A 13,824-nucleotide genomic window follows, 5' to 3' on the forward strand; every position below is an offset into this window, starting at 1 on the left:
TATCTCTGGGCGGTTCTCCAATGACCAAATTCCCCACCGCTGTAAATTTGCACAAAACCTCCAACACCCTCGGCCTTACCTACGGGCCGAGCGAGGTCTACCAGCTCCCCGCTGAGCTGCTACGCACCCACTCGCCTTCCGCCGAGGTCCAGGGCCACGGCAAACCCATCCTGCAGTTCGGCAAGCTCAACGTGCGGCTGATCAAGATAGAACCAGCCGGTCAATATGCACTGAAATTGACCTTCGACGACGGCCATGACAGCGGACTGTTCACCTGGGACTACCTCTACCAGTTGGCCGTGCGCCAGGATGCGTTGTGGGCCGATTATCTGGCTGAGCTTAAAGCCGCCGGCAAAACCCGCGACCCGAGCGAATCGGTCGTGCGGCTGATGCTCTAACTCAGGCGTCTCGCTCTTTAGAGGGCATTTTCTAATTTCATCTGCTTGAATGCCCTGTCGCGTGGTCAACGATTGGCCCGCTTGCGAAAAAAATTAAACTCGGGTAACCAATGGAACTGGCAAGTTCCCTGCATTTGACGATGCGGTATCAACGGTCACCCGAGTCGCAGTACCAGGCTGGTGTCGTGTATCGAAATTGGGTGCGCAGCAATCGCCGGTACTCGTCTTTCGGACAATGGAGCGTCGTAGATGAGTAACAAGAATAACGATGACTTGAAACGCCAGGCCTCGGAAAACACCCTGGGGCTGAACCCGATCATCGCGTTACGCAAAAAGGATTTATTGGCCTCAGCGAAGATGGTACTGACCCAAGCCATCAAGCAACCGTTGCACAGCGTCAAACACGTCGCGCATTTTGGCGTGGAATTGAAGAACGTGATGTTCGGCAAATCCGCACTGGCCCCCGAAGGCGATGACCGTCGCTTCAACGACCCGGCGTGGAGCCAGAACCCGCTCTATAAGCGTTACCTGCAAACTTACCTGGCGTGGCGCAAGGAACTGCACGACTGGATCGGCGACAGTAACCTGTCGGAACAGGACATCAGCCGCGGCCACTTCGTGATCAACCTGATGACCGAAGCCATGGCCCCCACCAACAGCGCGGCCAACCCGGCGGCGGTCAAGCGCTTCTTTGAAACCGGCGGCAAAAGCCTGCTTGATGGCCTGTCCCACTTGGCCAAAGACATGGTGCACAACGGCGGCATGCCCAGCCAGGTCAACATGGGCGCCTTCGAAGTCGGCAAGACCCTGGGCACCACTGAAGGCGCCGTGGTGTTTCGCAATGACGTGCTGGAGCTGATCCAGTACAAGCCCATCACCGAGCAGGTGCACGAACGCCCACTGCTGGTGGTGCCGCCGCAGATCAACAAATTCTATGTATTCGACCTGAGCCCGGAGAAGAGCCTGGCGCGCTTCTGCCTGCGCAATGGCCAGCAGACGTTTATCGTCAGCTGGCGCAACCCGACCAAGGCGCAGCGCGAGTGGGGCCTGTCGACCTATATCGAGGCGCTCAAGGAAGCGGTCGATGTGGTCACGGCGATTACCGGCAGCAAAGACGTGAACATGCTCGGCGCCTGCTCGGGCGGCATCACCTGCACCGCCCTGTTGGGCCACTACGCGGCGCTGGGCGAGAAGAAGGTCAACGCCCTGACCCTGCTGGTGAGTGTGCTGGACACCACCCTGGACACCCAGGTGGCGCTGTTTGTCGACGAACAGACCCTGGAAGCCGCCAAGCGCCACTCCTACCAGGCCGGTGTGCTGGAGGGCCGCGACATGGCCAAGGTCTTCGCCTGGATGCGCCCCAACGACCTGATCTGGAACTACTGGGTCAATAACTACCTGCTCGGCAACGAGCCGCCGGTGTTCGACATCCTGTTCTGGAACAACGACACCACACGTTTGCCGGCCGCCTTCCATGGCGATTTGATTGAGCTGTTCAAGAACAACCCGCTGGTACGCGCCAATGCCCTGGAGGTGTGCGGCACGCCGATCGACCTCAAACAGGTGACCGCCGATATCTATTCCCTGGCCGGCACCAACGACCACATCACGCCGTGGCAGTCGTGCTACAAATCGGCGCAGCTGTTTGGTGGCAAAGTGGAGTTTGTGTTGTCCAGCAGCGGGCATATCCAGAGCATCCTCAACCCGCCAGGCAACCCCAAGGCGCGTTACCAGACCAGCGATGGTTTGGCGGGCAAGCCGCTGGAGTGGCAGGAGAATGCCACCAAGCATACTGACTCATGGTGGCTGCATTGGCAGGCGTGGCAGGCCGAGCGGGCGGGCAAACTGAAGAAAGCACCTACGAGCCTGGGTAACAAAGCCTATGCCGCAGCTGAGGCGGCACCGGGTACTTATGTGCACGAACGATAAGCAGATTTTGCGGTAGAAATGCGATCAATGTGGGAGCTGGCTTGCCTGCGATAGCGGTGGGCCAGCTAGATGATGAGCTAACTGAAAGATTGCTATCGCAGGCAAGCCAGCTCCCACAGGAACCGAGTTTTTCCAGACAAATAGCGCCACTTCACAGGGCTTGAGCATGCCGCAACCGTTCATCTTCCGTACCATCGACCTGGATGGCCAGACCATCCGTACGGCGGTACGCCCGGGCAAGCCTCACTTGACGCCGTTGCTGATCTTCAACGGCATCGGCGCCAACCTTGAGCTGGTGTTTCCGTTCGTCCAGGCGCTGGACCCGGACCTGGAAGTGATCGCCTTCGATGTGCCAGGTGTGGGGGGGTCTTCCACACCCAGCGTGCCCTATCGTTTTCCCGGCTTGGCCAAGCTCACCGCACGCATGCTCGATTACCTGGACTATGGCCAGGTGAATGCGGTGGGTGTGTCCTGGGGCGGCGCGTTGGCGCAGCAGTTTGCCTATGATTACCCCGAGCGCTGCAAAAAACTGATCCTGGCGGCGACGGCAGCCGGGGCCTTTATGGTGCCGGGCAAACCCAAGGTGCTGTGGCTGATGGCAAGCCCCAGGCGCTATATCCAACCGTCCCACGTGGTGCGCATTGCACCGATGATTTATGGCGGCTCGTTCCGCCGCGACTCCAAACTGGCCGCCGAACACGCCAGCAAGGTGCGCTCGGCGGGCAAACTCGGTTACTACTGGCAGCTGTTTGCGGGCCTTGGCTGGACCAGCATTCACTGGCTGCACAAGATCCGCCAGCCGACGCTGGTGCTGGCCGGCGACGACGACCCGCTGATCCCGCTGATCAATATGCGCATGCTTGCCTGGCGCATTCCCAACGCACAGTTGCACATCATCGATGATGGCCACTTGTTCCTGATCACCCGCGCCGAAGCCGTGGCACCGATCATCATGAAGTTTCTTGAAGAGGAGCGCCTGCGTGCGGTGATTCACCCTCGACCAGCGGTGTAAGGACTACGCCGCCGCGCAACTTGCCAGGAACCGACTATGGTTCTGAATTGGCGTGCCTGTTGATGGCTTGACGAAGGAGTGTTGGCTCATGCGAGAAAGACCCGTGACGAACCCGGCGCCCACCCCGGCCGCGTTCATCAACGCGCAAAATGCGATCAGTGGCCTGCGGGGCCGCGATTTGCTGGCGACCCTGCGCAGTGTCGCCAACCATGGCTTGCGCAACCCGCTGTACACCGCTCGGCACGCCCTGGCCTTGGGCGGCCAACTCGGTCGCGTGCTGCTGGGTGAAACCGTACAGGCCCCCAACCCCGCTGACAGCCGCTTCGCCGACCCCACCTGGACGCTTAATCCGCTGTACCGGCGCAGCCTGCAAGCCTATTTGAGCTGGCAGAAACAAACGCGTCACTGGATCGACGACAGCTCGATGAGCGCCGATGACCGCGCCCGCGCGCACTTTGCCTTCTCGCTGATCAACGATGCCGTCTCGCCCTCCAACACCTTGCTCAACCCGCTGGCCATCAAGGAGCTGCTCAACTCCGGCGGCAACAGTGTGGTGCGCGGCGTGAGTAATTTGTTTAACGATTTGTTGCACAACAACGGCCTGCCCAGCCAGGTCAGCAAACACGCTTTTGAAGTGGGCAAAACGGTGGCAACGACCGCGGGCTCCGTGGTGTTTCGCAACGAGCTGCTGGAACTGATCCAGTACAAGCCCATGAGCGAAAAGCAGTACGCCAAGCCGTTGCTGATCGTGCCGCCGCAAATCAACAAGTACTACATCTTCGATCTCAGCCCCGCCAACAGCTTTGTGCAGTACGCCCTGAAAAACGGCCTGCAGACGTTTATGGTCAGCTGGCGCAACCCGGATGTGCGTCACCGCGAGTGGGGCCTGTCCACCTATGTGGCGGCGCTGGAGGAAGCGCTGAACGTGTGCCGGGCAATCACCGGTGCCCGTGAGGTCAACCTGATGGGCGCCTGCGCCGGTGGCTTGACCATCGCCGCGCTGCAAGGCCACCTGCAAGCCAAGCGCCAGCTGCGGCGCATCTCCAGCGCCAGTTACCTGGTGAGCCTGCTGGACAGCCAGATCGACAGCCCCGCCACCTTGTTTGCCGATGAACAGACCCTGGAAGCCGCCAAGCGCCGCTCCTACCAGCAAGGCGTGCTGGAGGGTCGAGACATGGCCAAGGTCTTCGCCTGGATGCGCCCCAACGACCTGATCTGGAACTACTGGATCAATAATTACCTGCTGGGCAAAGAACCGCCGGCGTTCGACATCCTCTACTGGAACAACGACAACACGCGCCTGCCCGCCGCGTTGCATGGCGACCTGCTGGACTTCTTCAAGCACAACCCGCTCAGCCATCCGGGTGGCCTTGAGGTGTGCGGCACGCCCATCGACCTGCAGAAGGTCACAGTGGACAGCTTCAGCGTGGCCGGGATCAACGACCACATCACGCCGTGGGACGCGGTGTATCGCTCCACGCAACTGCTGGGCGGCGAGCGGCGCTTTGTGCTGTCCAACAGCGGGCATATCCAGAGCATCCTCAACCCGCCGGGCAACCCCAAGGCCAACTACGTCGAGAACCCCAAGCTGAGCAGCGACCCGCGTGCCTGGTACTACGACGCCAGTCACGTCGAAGGCAGCTGGTGGCCGCAGTGGCTTGCGTGGATCCAGCAACGTTCGGGCGTGCAACGCGAAACACTCACCGCCCTGGGCAACCAGAATTACCCACCGATGGAAGCGGCGCCAGGCACTTACGTGCGGGTGCGCTGAGCTCAACGATCACATTAAGAAGACTGGATGAAGACCCGCGACCGTATCCTTGAATGTGCCCTGCAGTTGTTCAACCACAAGGGCGAACCGAACGTGTCGACCATGGAGGTGGCCAATGAAATGGGGATCAGCCCCGGCAACCTTTATTACCATTTCCATGGCAAGGAGCCCTTGGTGCTTGGGTTGTTCGAGCGTTTCCAGAATGAACTGGCGCCGCTGCTCGACCCGCCGGCAGATGCGCAACTCAAACCCGAAGATTACTGGCTGTTCCTGCACCTGATCATCGAGCGCATGGCCCACTACCGGTTCCTGTTCCAGGACCTGTCGAACCTGGCCGGGCGCCTGCCAAAGCTGGCCAAGGGCATTCGCAACTTGCTCACGGCGCTCAAGCGCACCCTGGCTTCACTGCTTGCGCGCTTGAAGGCGGCGGGGCAACTGGTCAGTGATACCCAGGCACTGGGGCAATTGGTGGAACAGATCACCATGACCCTGCTGTTTTCCCTGGACTACCAGCGGATTCTCGACCGCGAGGGCGAGGTGCGGGTGGTGGTGTACCAGGTCATGATGCTGGTGGCGCCGCACCTGTTGTTGCCGGCGCGGCAGGCGACTGAGCGGTTTGCGCTCAAATACCTGGATGATATCGATTAAAAATGTGGGAGCGGGCTTGCCCGCTCCCACATTGGAAATGCGGTGTATATGAGACTTCCATAAAAAACGCCCGACCTTCACAGGCCGGGCGTTTTTTGTGCCCTGAAAAAATCAGGACTGACTGGATGGCGTCGGGGTTACCGGCGTTGCAGTCGGGGCGGCAGGAGCATGTGTCGGTGCGGACACCGAATTGGCTGTAGAAGCGGTTGGCGCTGGAGTTGCAGGCTTGGCCGCAACAGCAGGTTTGGACGCTGCTGGCTTCTTGGCTACTGCTGGCTTCTTCGCGGCGGCAGGTTTTGCCGCAGGCTTGGCAGCCACAGGTTTTGCTGCAGCAGGTTTGGCAGCGGCTTTAGCGGCGGCTGGTTTGGCTGCAGGTTTCGCAGCGGCCGGCTTGGCAGCAGGTTTGGCAGCGGCGGTTTTAGCCGCAGGCTTGGCCGCTGGTTTTGCTGCTGGTTTTGCTGCTGCTTTGGCAGCCGGCTTAGCCGCAGGCTTGGCAGCGGCTTTAGCGGCCACGGGTTTTGCTGCAGGCTTGGCAGCCGGTTTGGCAGCTGCGGTTTTTGCAGCGGGTTTTGCCGCAGCTTTAGCCGGGGCCTTGGCCGCAGGTTTGGCAGCTGGCTTGGCGGCCGCTTTAACCAGAGGCTTGGCGGCGGTTTTGGCAGCCGGTTTAGCAGCCGCAGTTTTAGCCGCAGGCTTGGCAGCCGGTTTAGCGGCGGCGGTTTTGGCTGGAGCCACTTTAGCGCCAGTGAGTTTTTCGATTTGCTTGGTCAGGGTATCGACCTTGCTGTGCAGCGTCTTCAGTTCCGCTTTGCTGGGCACGCCCAGTCGCGAAATGGCACTGTTGAGACGCTTGTCGAAGGTTTCTTCCAACTTGCCCCAAGTGTCAGAAATGCTCGACTTGGCAGAGCCGGCAGTGGCCTTGGCCGCTTCAACTTTTTTACCAACCGTGGTCTTGGTCAACTTCTCGGCCTTTTCGCCGTCCTTGACCAATGTCTCGAAGTATTTGCCGCCGTCACTGCTAACCTTCGAGTACACGCCTAAACCAGCAAGCCAGATCTTACGGGAATATTTTTCAACCTCCCCGATCCACGAGCTGCCTTCTTTCTGAGTAGTCTTTTTAACAGCCATCCCGATGTCTCCTTAGTGTTTACGCGCGACACGTTCTAGCAATGTCGTCAGCTCTTCGAGCTTAGCAGAGAGTGTCTCCACGTCATGTTTAGACGCAATGCCGATTCGATTCAAGGCACTTGCAACACGCGTGTCAAAAGCTTTTTCAACTTTATCCAGTTGAACTTCAACCAAACCTTTGACGCTGGAGACATTACTCTTTACTTGGTCAATCTGACTGTTGGCAGCATCAAGTTGTTCAACCACAACTTTTTTGCCTTTACTTTCAACATGTTGACCGGTCTTGACCAGCTCTTTGAAGTACTCGCCGCCTTCGCTGCCGACCTTGGCATAGGCGCCAAGTCCTGCCAGCCAGATCTTGCGGGCGTAGCTTTTAACGTCACTCAGGGCAGTGGACTGAAGGTCGATTTTTTTCTTCAAAATAACTTTGGCCATGGTGCACCTCACGCAGATTAGGGTCGAGGAACGGCCCGCAGGAGTTGAGGGCTTGGGCACAAAGTAGGCTGGAAAATTAGAATCGGCACCCTAAGAACACATTGATCAGGCCAGCGCCTTATCCAGGGCTTTCTCGATTTCAGACTTGATGGTGCCGCTCATGGCCGACATCAACAGGCCCAATTCAACATCAATGCGCAGCGATTCATCGGCGACTAACACCGTGCCTTTAACCCCCGAACGCTTGAGGTTCAGGCTATCGCCCGACCACGATGACTCCAGGCCATATTGCTCCTTGAGTTTGTGCGCCAACTTCTCGGCCTTCGCGCGCGCGCCTTCTTTACCCAGGGAATGTGCACGCTCAACGGTAATACGGGCCATTGCAATGACTCCTCTTTATATCGACTCAGAACACCTGCCATGCGGCAAAAGGTCTCGATGAACACCTATCTTACCTTCAGCCTTGCCAAGACAAAGCAGGCGGTGGGGATTATCATGTCCCGCATTCTCTTTTGGTGACAGCGATATGACTGATCAGCGCAAAGGCAGCGATGCCGAACCCACCACTCACTTCGGCTTCAAGAACGTTCCGGAAAGCCAGAAAGCGGAAAAAGTCGCTGAGGTGTTCCACTCCGTTGCGGCCAAGTACGACCTGATGAACGACGTACTCTCGGGCGGCATGCACCGCCTGTGGAAGCGCTTCACCATCGAGTTGTCGGGTGTACGCACCGGCAACCGCGTGCTCGACATCGCCGGCGGCACGGGCGATCTGGCGGCCAAGTTCTCCAAGCTGGTTGGCCCGACCGGCCAGGTCGTGCTGGCGGACATCAACGGTTCGATGCTCAAGGTCGGCCGTGATCGCCTGCTGGATAAAGGTGTGGCCGGCAATATCGAGTTCGTCCAGGCCGATGCGGAAAAGCTGCCGTTCCCGGACAACCATTTCGACTGCGTGACCATCGCCTTCGGCCTGCGCAACGTGACCCATAAAGAGGACGCCATCCGCTCGATGCTGCGCGTACTCAAGCCGGGCGGCCGCCTGTTGGTGCTGGAGTTCTCCAAGCCGACCAACGCGCTGATGTCCAAGGTCTACGACACCTACTCGTTCGCCTTCATGCCGCTGATGGGCAAGCTGATCACCAATGACGCCGAGAGCTACCGCTACCTGGCCGAATCGATCCGCATGCACCCCGACCAGGAAACCCTGAAGTCGATGATGGTAGAAGCCGGTTTCGACCGCGTGACCTACCACAACATGACCTCAGGCATCGTCGCCCTGCACCGCGGCATCAAGCCCTGATGCTGTTCGCAGGCCTCCTCGCCAGCGTCGAACACGGCATCAACCGTGTCCTGCGCCTGGACAGCACCGCCCTGGCGCGGCTTGCGCACTTGAACGGCAAGGTCATTGCCGTCGATTGCACCAGCCCCGCCCTGCAGCTGTTTATCCTGCCCAGCGATGAAGGCCTGCTGCTCGCCGGCGATTGGGCCGCCGAGGCCGACTGCACCCTGCGCGCACCCGCCTCGAGCCTGTTGCACCTGGCGCTGAGCCGCAACAAGACCGCGATCCTGCACAGCCCCGACGTGGAGCTGGAAGGCGACAGCGCCGTGCTGATGGACCTGGCCGCCGTGCTGCAAGACCTGGAACTGGATTGGGAATACGAGCTGTCACGCTGGATTGGTCCGGTGGCCACCCAACTGATCAGCGGGCACCTGCGCAGCCGCTCGCGCTGGTACCAGCAAGGGTTCGCCAGCCTCAACCAGAACCTCGCCGAATACCTGAGCGAAGAATCGCGCACCCTGGTCGGAGAACGGGAAGCGCAAGCGCGCTTTCGCGAACTCGACAAGGCCAAAATCGACCTGGAACGCCTTGAGGCACGCTTCGAGCGCCTGAGCCGTTCCCTTGATCCAAGCGATAACGCATGAAGCTGCTCGCCGTCCGCCGTTTGTTTCGTATCCAGCGCGTCGTAATCCGCTACCGCCTCGATGACCTGCTGTTCGCCCTGCCGTTGCCGTGGTTTTTGCTGGCCGTGCGCTATGTGTTGCCGTGGCGCTGGTTCCCGCGCAAACCGCTGGAACTGAGCCGTGGCGCGCGCCTGCGCCTGGCGTTGCAGGACCTGGGGCCGATCTTTATCAAGTTCGGGCAGATCCTCTCGACACGCCGCGATTTGCTGCCCGAAGACATTGCCGACGAGCTGATGCTGTTGCAGGACCGCGTGCCACCGTTTGATTCCCAGCAGTCGATGAAGCTGATCGAAGAACAACTGGGCAAGAAGATCAGCGAGGTGTTCAGCCGTTTCGACGTCGAGCCACTGGCCTCGGCCTCGGTGGCGCAGGTGCATGCCGCACAATTGAAGACCGGCGAAGAAGTGGTGGTAAAGGTCATCCGCCCCGGCCTCAAGCCGATCATCGGCCAGGACCTGGCGTGGCTGTTTATCCTCGCCCGCGCCGCCGAACGTTTCTCCGCCGATGCGCGCCTGCTGCACCCGGTGGACGTGGTTGCCGACTACGAAAAAACCATCTACGACGAACTCGACCTACTGCGCGAAGCGGCCAACGCCAGCCAGCTCAAGCGCAACTTCGAAGGTTCAGCGCTGCTGTATGTGCCGCAGGTGTATTGGGACTGGTGCCGTCCCAAAGTGCTGGTGATGGAGCGCATCTACGGCGTGCAGGTCACCGACCTCGCCACTCTTGCCGACCAGCGCACCGACATGAAGATGCTTGCCGAGCGCGGCGTGGAAATCTTCTTCACCCAGGTGTTCCGCGACAGCTTCTTCCACGCCGACATGCACCCGGGCAACATTTTCGTCAGCACCGTCAACCCGTGGAGCCCGCAATACATTGCGATCGACTGCGGCATCGTCGGCAGCCTGACCCCGGAAGACCAGGATTACCTGGCACGCAACCTGTTCGCCTTCTTCAAGCGCGATTACCGTCGCGTGGCGCAGTTACACATTGATTCGGGCTGGGTACCGGCAGAAACCAAGCTCAACGAATTCGAAGCCGCGATCCGCACGGTGTGCGAGCCGATCTTTGAAAAACCGTTAAAAGATATTTCCTTCGGCCAGGTGCTGATGCGTCTGTTCCAAACCGCGCGGCGCTTCAATATGGAAGTGCAGCCGCAGCTGGTACTGCTGCAAAAAACCTTGCTCAACATTGAAGGCCTGGGCCGCCAGTTGTACCCGGACCTGGACTTGTGGAACACCGCGCAGCCGTTCCTGGAACGCTGGATGCGCGAGCGCGTCAGCCCGAAAACCCTGCTGGGCAACCTGCACAGCCAGTTCGAACAACTGCCGCACCTGGCCAACATGACCCGCGACCTGCTGGAGCGCATGTCCCAGCCCCACGCCAAAGACCCTGCACCGCCGTGGCACAGGCGCAAGGACGACTGGTTCCTGCGCCTGTTGGGCGCCGCCCATTTGGTCGGCGGCGTGATGCTGGCGATTGGCGGGCCGCTGAACCAACTGGGCCATTGGCCGGCTGGCATCATGGTCGCCGTGGGTGTTTATCTGATCGTGCGCCGATAGCCGATCCGGTTATACACTGTCGCAAATTGCCGGAGCCGAACATGAAAGACTGGCTGGACGAGATCAAGTGGGACAGTGACGGCCTGGTGCCGGCCATTGCCCAGGACTACAAGACCGGGCGCGTATTAATGATGGCCTGGATGAACCGCGAGGCCTTGAGCCTCACCGCCACTGAGCAGCGCGCCATTTACTGGTCACGTTCGCGTGGCAAACTGTGGCGCAAGGGCGAAGAGTCCGGGCACGTGCAGACCCTGCATGAGATGCGCATCGACTGTGACGCCGACGTGGTGATCCTGAAGGTCGAGCAGATCGGCGATATCGCCTGCCATACCGGCCGTCACAGCTGCTTCTATCGCGTGTTCGAAAACGGCGAGTGGAAGGTTGTGGAACCGGTGCTCAAAGACCCGCACGCCATTTATTCCGCAGGACACTGAACATGAGCGATACCCTGAACCGTGTGGCCCAGGTGCTGGAAGACCGCAAAGGCGCGGACGCCGACAGCTCCTATGTCGCAAGCCTTTACCACAAGGGCTTGAACAAGATTCTGGAAAAACTTGGCGAAGAGTCGATCGAGACGATTATTGCCGCCAAAGATGCGCAAATCAGCGGTGATTACAGCGATGTAATCTACGAGACCGCAGACTTGTGGTTCCATAGCCTGGTCATGCTCGCCCAACTGGGGCAGCACCCACAGGCCGTGTTGGATGAACTGGACCGTCGCTTCGGCTTGTCCGGGCATGCAGAAAAGGCCTCGCGCCCGTCCGCCTGAATAACTTTTACAGAGGAATTGCAGCATGGGCATTTTTGACTGGAAACACTGGATCGTCATTCTGGTGGTCGTGGTACTGGTGTTCGGCACCAAGAAACTCAAGAACCTGGGCACTGACGTGGGCGAGTCGATCAAGGGCTTTCGTAAAGCCATGAACGACGATGAAAAACCGGCCGATCCGATGGCCAATCCGGTACCACCGGCGCAGCCTGTACACCCACAGGCCACCCAGCCGATCACCGAGCGTCGTACCTTCGACGTGCAGGCTGAAAAAGTCCAAGAGCCGACCCGCAAAGACTCGTGAGCACTGACTAATGTTTGGTATCAGCTTCTCTGAACTGCTGCTCGTCGGCCTCGTGGCCTTGCTGGTACTGGGGCCGGAACGCCTGCCCGGTGCCGCACGCACGGCCGGCCTGTGGATCGGGCGCCTGAAACGCAGTTTCAACGCCATCAAACAGGAAGTTGAACGGGAAATCGGCGCCGACGAGATCCGCCGCCAGCTGCACAACGAACATATCCTGTCGTTGGAGCAGGAGGCGCGCAAGATTCTGTCGCCGGTTCAGGAGCCCGCCAAACCGGTGGAACCTGTGCCCGAAAACAGCATTGCTCCGGCCGCCGAAGCATCGCCAACCGCGCCCGCCCCGACTGAGCCAGCGCCGACGCCCGTGGCGTCGCCCGCTCCCCATGACCCTACATTGCCGCCGCGAGCCCCATGAGCGCTGATAAACCGGAAAACGACCAGCATATGCCGCTGGTCTCGCACCTCACCGAGCTGCGGACCCGCCTGCTGCGTTGCGTAGCGGCCATTTTCATCATCTTTGCCGGGCTGTTCGCCTTTACCCAGCAGATCTACACCTTCGTCTCCACGCCCTTGCGCCAGTACCTGCCGGCCGGCGCGACGATGATCGCCACCGACGTGTCGTCACCGTTTTTAACGCCGTTGAAGCTGACCATGATGGTCTCGCTGTTCCTGGCGATCCCGGTGATCCTGCACCAGATCTGGGGCTTTATTGCGCCGGGCCTGTACAAGCATGAAAAGCGCATTGCGGTGCCGTTGCTGGTGTCGAGCATCCTTCTGTTCTACACCGGCATGGCCTTCGCGTATTTCCTGGTGTTTCCGCTGATCTTCAAATTCTTCGCCGCCGCCACCCCGGCCGGCGTCGAAATGATGACCGACATCACCAGCTACCTCGATTTCGTGATGACGCTGTTCTTCGCCTTTGGCGTGGCCTTCGAAATCCCGGTGGCCGTGGTGCTGCTGGTGTGGATCGGCGTGGTCGACGTCAAATACCTGAAGAAAGTGCGCCCCTACGTGATCATCGGCTGCTTCGTGGTCGGCATGATCCTCACGCCGCCGGACATTTTCTCGCAGACCCTGCTGGCCGTGCCGATGTGGATGCTGTTCGAGATCGGCATCCTGTTTGGCAGCCTGATCAGCAAGCGTGGCGACCACCCGGATGACCAACCCGTCGACGACGACCAGCCGCCAGCGACGCACCCGTGAACCTGCTGTTGCTTGAGGGGGCCGACTTTATCGCGGCCGACCGGGTGATCCTGCGTGATCGGCGCCTGGTGCATATGCAGGAAGTCCACCGCGCGGTGGTGGGCGACAACCTGCGGGTCGGGCGAATCGGCGGGTTAATGGGCAATGCGCAATTACTGCGCCTGGAAGCCGATGAAGCCGAGCTGCACGTGAGCTTCGACCAGCCGCCACCGACCAAACTTCCGCTGACCCTGCTGCTGGCCCTGCCGCGTCCAAAGATGCTGCGCCGGGTGCTGCAAACCGTGGCGGCGATGGGCGTGCCGAAGGTGGTGCTGGTCAACAGTTACCGGGTCGAAAAGAGCTTCTGGCAAACCCCGTTCCTGGAACCGGAGGCCGTTCGCGAGCAACTGATCCTCGGCCTGGAGCAGGCACGGGACACGGTGCTGCCCGAGATCAGCATCGAAAAGCGCTTCAAGCCGTTCGTCGAAGACCGCCTGCCGGCCATGACCGCAGGGACTCTGGGCCTGATCGGCCATCCCGGCGATTACCCGGCCTGCCCACGTGGGCTGGACGAACCGGTGACCCTGGCCATCGGCCCGGAAGGCGGCTGGATCCCCTACGAAGTGGAGCTGTTGGCCAAGGCCGGCTTGCAACCGGTGCAACTGGGTGCGCGCATCCTGCGCGTAGAAACCGCCGTGACCGCCCTGCTCGCCCGGTTGTTCTGAACACCGAC

17 protein-coding genes are annotated in these 13,824 nt (G+C 60.2%); 14 read left to right on the forward strand and 3 right to left on the reverse strand.

Going from position 1 to position 13,824, the window contains the following annotated elements; genetic code table 11:
* Positions 1–20 precede the first annotated feature (20 nt).
* The 5 genes from AB4P96_RS29760 (at position 21) to AB4P96_RS29780 (ending at position 5,758) form a co-directional block, all read left to right on the forward strand.
* Complete coding sequence (locus tag AB4P96_RS29760) at positions 21–398, forward strand: gamma-butyrobetaine hydroxylase-like domain-containing protein (RefSeq protein ID WP_017138579.1); 378 nt, start codon at positions 21–23, stop codon at positions 396–398.
* A gap of 249 nt (positions 399–647) precedes the next feature.
* Positions 648–2,327: a class II poly(R)-hydroxyalkanoic acid synthase gene (gene phaC / locus AB4P96_RS29765; protein ID WP_099549478.1), complete on the forward strand. Its 1,680-nt coding sequence runs from the start codon at positions 648–650 to the stop codon at positions 2,325–2,327.
* Positions 2,328–2,493: 166 nt separating this feature from the next.
* Positions 2,494–3,339: a poly(3-hydroxyalkanoate) depolymerase gene (gene phaZ, locus AB4P96_RS29770; RefSeq protein WP_017138580.1), complete on the forward strand. Its 846-nt coding sequence runs from the start codon at positions 2,494–2,496 to the stop codon at positions 3,337–3,339.
* Between the two features lie 88 nt (positions 3,340–3,427).
* Complete coding sequence (gene phaC, locus AB4P96_RS29775) at positions 3,428–5,110, forward strand: class II poly(R)-hydroxyalkanoic acid synthase (RefSeq protein WP_017138581.1); 1,683 nt, start codon at positions 3,428–3,430, stop codon at positions 5,108–5,110.
* Between the two features lie 27 nt (positions 5,111–5,137).
* Positions 5,138–5,758 carry a TetR/AcrR family transcriptional regulator gene (locus tag AB4P96_RS29780; protein ID WP_017138582.1) on the forward strand — a complete coding sequence of 207 codons (621 nt, stop codon included), beginning with the start codon at positions 5,138–5,140 and terminating at the stop codon, positions 5,756–5,758.
* 111 nt (positions 5,759–5,869) lie between these two features.
* Here the strand turns inward: AB4P96_RS29780 and AB4P96_RS29785 are convergent, their stop codons facing one another.
* The 3 genes from AB4P96_RS29785 to AB4P96_RS29795 all read right to left on the reverse strand — a co-directional run bounded on the left by AB4P96_RS29785 (position 5,870) and on the right by AB4P96_RS29795 (position 7,699).
* Positions 5,870–6,883: a phasin family protein gene (locus AB4P96_RS29785; RefSeq protein WP_099549480.1), complete on the reverse strand. Its 1,014-nt coding sequence runs from the start codon at positions 6,881–6,883 to the stop codon at positions 5,870–5,872.
* A 12-nt stretch (positions 6,884–6,895) separates the two neighbouring features.
* A complete protein-coding gene (locus AB4P96_RS29790) occupies positions 6,896–7,318 on the reverse strand; it encodes a phasin family protein (protein ID WP_017138584.1) in 423 nt (140 codons plus the stop codon).
* A gap of 105 nt (positions 7,319–7,423) precedes the next feature.
* Positions 7,424–7,699: a polyhydroxyalkanoic acid system family protein gene (locus AB4P96_RS29795; RefSeq protein WP_017138585.1), complete on the reverse strand. Its 276-nt coding sequence runs from the start codon at positions 7,697–7,699 to the stop codon at positions 7,424–7,426.
* 145 nt (positions 7,700–7,844) lie between these two features.
* Between AB4P96_RS29795 and ubiE the strand changes: the two genes are divergently transcribed.
* From ubiE to AB4P96_RS29840, 9 genes are read left to right on the forward strand one after another with little or no spacing between them, the layout of a single operon-like run.
* Positions 7,845–8,615, forward strand: coding sequence for a bifunctional demethylmenaquinone methyltransferase/2-methoxy-6-polyprenyl-1,4-benzoquinol methylase UbiE (ubiE, locus tag AB4P96_RS29800; RefSeq protein WP_003171186.1), 771 nt, complete (start codon positions 7,845–7,847; stop codon positions 8,613–8,615).
* A complete protein-coding gene (locus tag AB4P96_RS29805; protein ID WP_017138587.1) occupies positions 8,615–9,238 on the forward strand; it encodes an SCP2 domain-containing protein in 624 nt (207 codons plus the stop codon). The genes ubiE and AB4P96_RS29805 overlap by 1 nt, the downstream gene beginning before the upstream one ends.
* Positions 9,235–10,839 (forward strand): ubiquinone biosynthesis regulatory protein kinase UbiB, encoded by a 1,605-nt coding sequence (ubiB, locus tag AB4P96_RS29810; RefSeq protein ID WP_017138588.1) that lies wholly within the window; start codon positions 9,235–9,237, stop codon positions 10,837–10,839. The genes AB4P96_RS29805 and ubiB overlap by 4 nt, the downstream gene beginning before the upstream one ends.
* A gap of 41 nt (positions 10,840–10,880) precedes the next feature.
* Positions 10,881–11,273: a phosphoribosyl-AMP cyclohydrolase gene (gene hisI / locus AB4P96_RS29815; RefSeq protein ID WP_012721796.1), complete on the forward strand. Its 393-nt coding sequence runs from the start codon at positions 10,881–10,883 to the stop codon at positions 11,271–11,273.
* Between the two features lie 2 nt (positions 11,274–11,275).
* A complete protein-coding gene (locus AB4P96_RS29820) occupies positions 11,276–11,608 on the forward strand; it encodes a phosphoribosyl-ATP diphosphatase (RefSeq protein ID WP_017138590.1) in 333 nt (110 codons plus the stop codon).
* 25 nt (positions 11,609–11,633) lie between these two features.
* Complete coding sequence (locus tag AB4P96_RS29825) at positions 11,634–11,912, forward strand: twin-arginine translocase TatA/TatE family subunit (RefSeq protein ID WP_056860633.1); 279 nt, start codon at positions 11,634–11,636, stop codon at positions 11,910–11,912.
* 10 nt (positions 11,913–11,922) lie between these two features.
* A complete protein-coding gene (gene tatB / locus AB4P96_RS29830; protein ID WP_017138592.1) occupies positions 11,923–12,324 on the forward strand; it encodes a Sec-independent protein translocase protein TatB in 402 nt (133 codons plus the stop codon).
* Complete coding sequence (tatC, locus tag AB4P96_RS29835; RefSeq protein ID WP_017138593.1) at positions 12,321–13,112, forward strand: twin-arginine translocase subunit TatC; 792 nt, start codon at positions 12,321–12,323, stop codon at positions 13,110–13,112. The genes tatB and tatC overlap by 4 nt, the downstream gene beginning before the upstream one ends.
* A complete protein-coding gene (locus AB4P96_RS29840; protein ID WP_017138594.1) occupies positions 13,109–13,816 on the forward strand; it encodes a 16S rRNA (uracil(1498)-N(3))-methyltransferase in 708 nt (235 codons plus the stop codon). The genes tatC and AB4P96_RS29840 overlap by 4 nt, the downstream gene beginning before the upstream one ends.
* Positions 13,817–13,824 lie beyond the last annotated feature (8 nt).

Source organism: Pseudomonas sp. B19125 (assembly GCF_044218855.1).
Lineage (GTDB): Bacteria > Pseudomonadota > Gammaproteobacteria > Pseudomonadales > Pseudomonadaceae > Aquipseudomonas > Aquipseudomonas edaphica.

Excerpts from the sequence above, each read along its gene's own strand:
- AB4P96_RS29760 (WP_017138579.1), top strand. The coding sequence starts at position 21 with ATGACCAAATTCCCCACCGCTGTAAATTTGCACAAAACCTCCAACACC.
- phaC (WP_099549478.1), top strand. The coding sequence starts at position 648 with ATGAGTAACAAGAATAACGATGACTTGAAACGCCAGGCCTCGGAAAAC.
- phaZ (WP_017138580.1), top strand. The coding sequence starts at position 2,494 with ATGCCGCAACCGTTCATCTTCCGTACCATCGACCTGGATGGCCAGACC.
- phaC (WP_017138581.1), top strand. The coding sequence starts at position 3,428 with ATGCGAGAAAGACCCGTGACGAACCCGGCGCCCACCCCGGCCGCGTTC.
- AB4P96_RS29780 (WP_017138582.1), top strand. The coding sequence starts at position 5,138 with ATGAAGACCCGCGACCGTATCCTTGAATGTGCCCTGCAGTTGTTCAAC.
- AB4P96_RS29785 (WP_099549480.1), bottom strand. The coding sequence starts at position 6,883 with ATGGCTGTTAAAAAGACTACTCAGAAAGAAGGCAGCTCGTGGATCGGG.
- AB4P96_RS29790 (WP_017138584.1), bottom strand. The coding sequence starts at position 7,318 with ATGGCCAAAGTTATTTTGAAGAAAAAAATCGACCTTCAGTCCACTGCC.
- AB4P96_RS29795 (WP_017138585.1), bottom strand. The coding sequence starts at position 7,699 with ATGGCCCGTATTACCGTTGAGCGTGCACATTCCCTGGGTAAAGAAGGC.
- ubiE (WP_003171186.1), top strand. The coding sequence starts at position 7,845 with ATGACTGATCAGCGCAAAGGCAGCGATGCCGAACCCACCACTCACTTC.
- AB4P96_RS29805 (WP_017138587.1), top strand. The coding sequence starts at position 8,615 with ATGCTGTTCGCAGGCCTCCTCGCCAGCGTCGAACACGGCATCAACCGT.
- ubiB (WP_017138588.1), top strand. The coding sequence starts at position 9,235 with ATGAAGCTGCTCGCCGTCCGCCGTTTGTTTCGTATCCAGCGCGTCGTA.
- hisI (WP_012721796.1), top strand. The coding sequence starts at position 10,881 with ATGAAAGACTGGCTGGACGAGATCAAGTGGGACAGTGACGGCCTGGTG.
- AB4P96_RS29820 (WP_017138590.1), top strand. The coding sequence starts at position 11,276 with ATGAGCGATACCCTGAACCGTGTGGCCCAGGTGCTGGAAGACCGCAAA.
- AB4P96_RS29825 (WP_056860633.1), top strand. The coding sequence starts at position 11,634 with ATGGGCATTTTTGACTGGAAACACTGGATCGTCATTCTGGTGGTCGTG.
- tatB (WP_017138592.1), top strand. The coding sequence starts at position 11,923 with ATGTTTGGTATCAGCTTCTCTGAACTGCTGCTCGTCGGCCTCGTGGCC.
- tatC (WP_017138593.1), top strand. The coding sequence starts at position 12,321 with ATGAGCGCTGATAAACCGGAAAACGACCAGCATATGCCGCTGGTCTCG.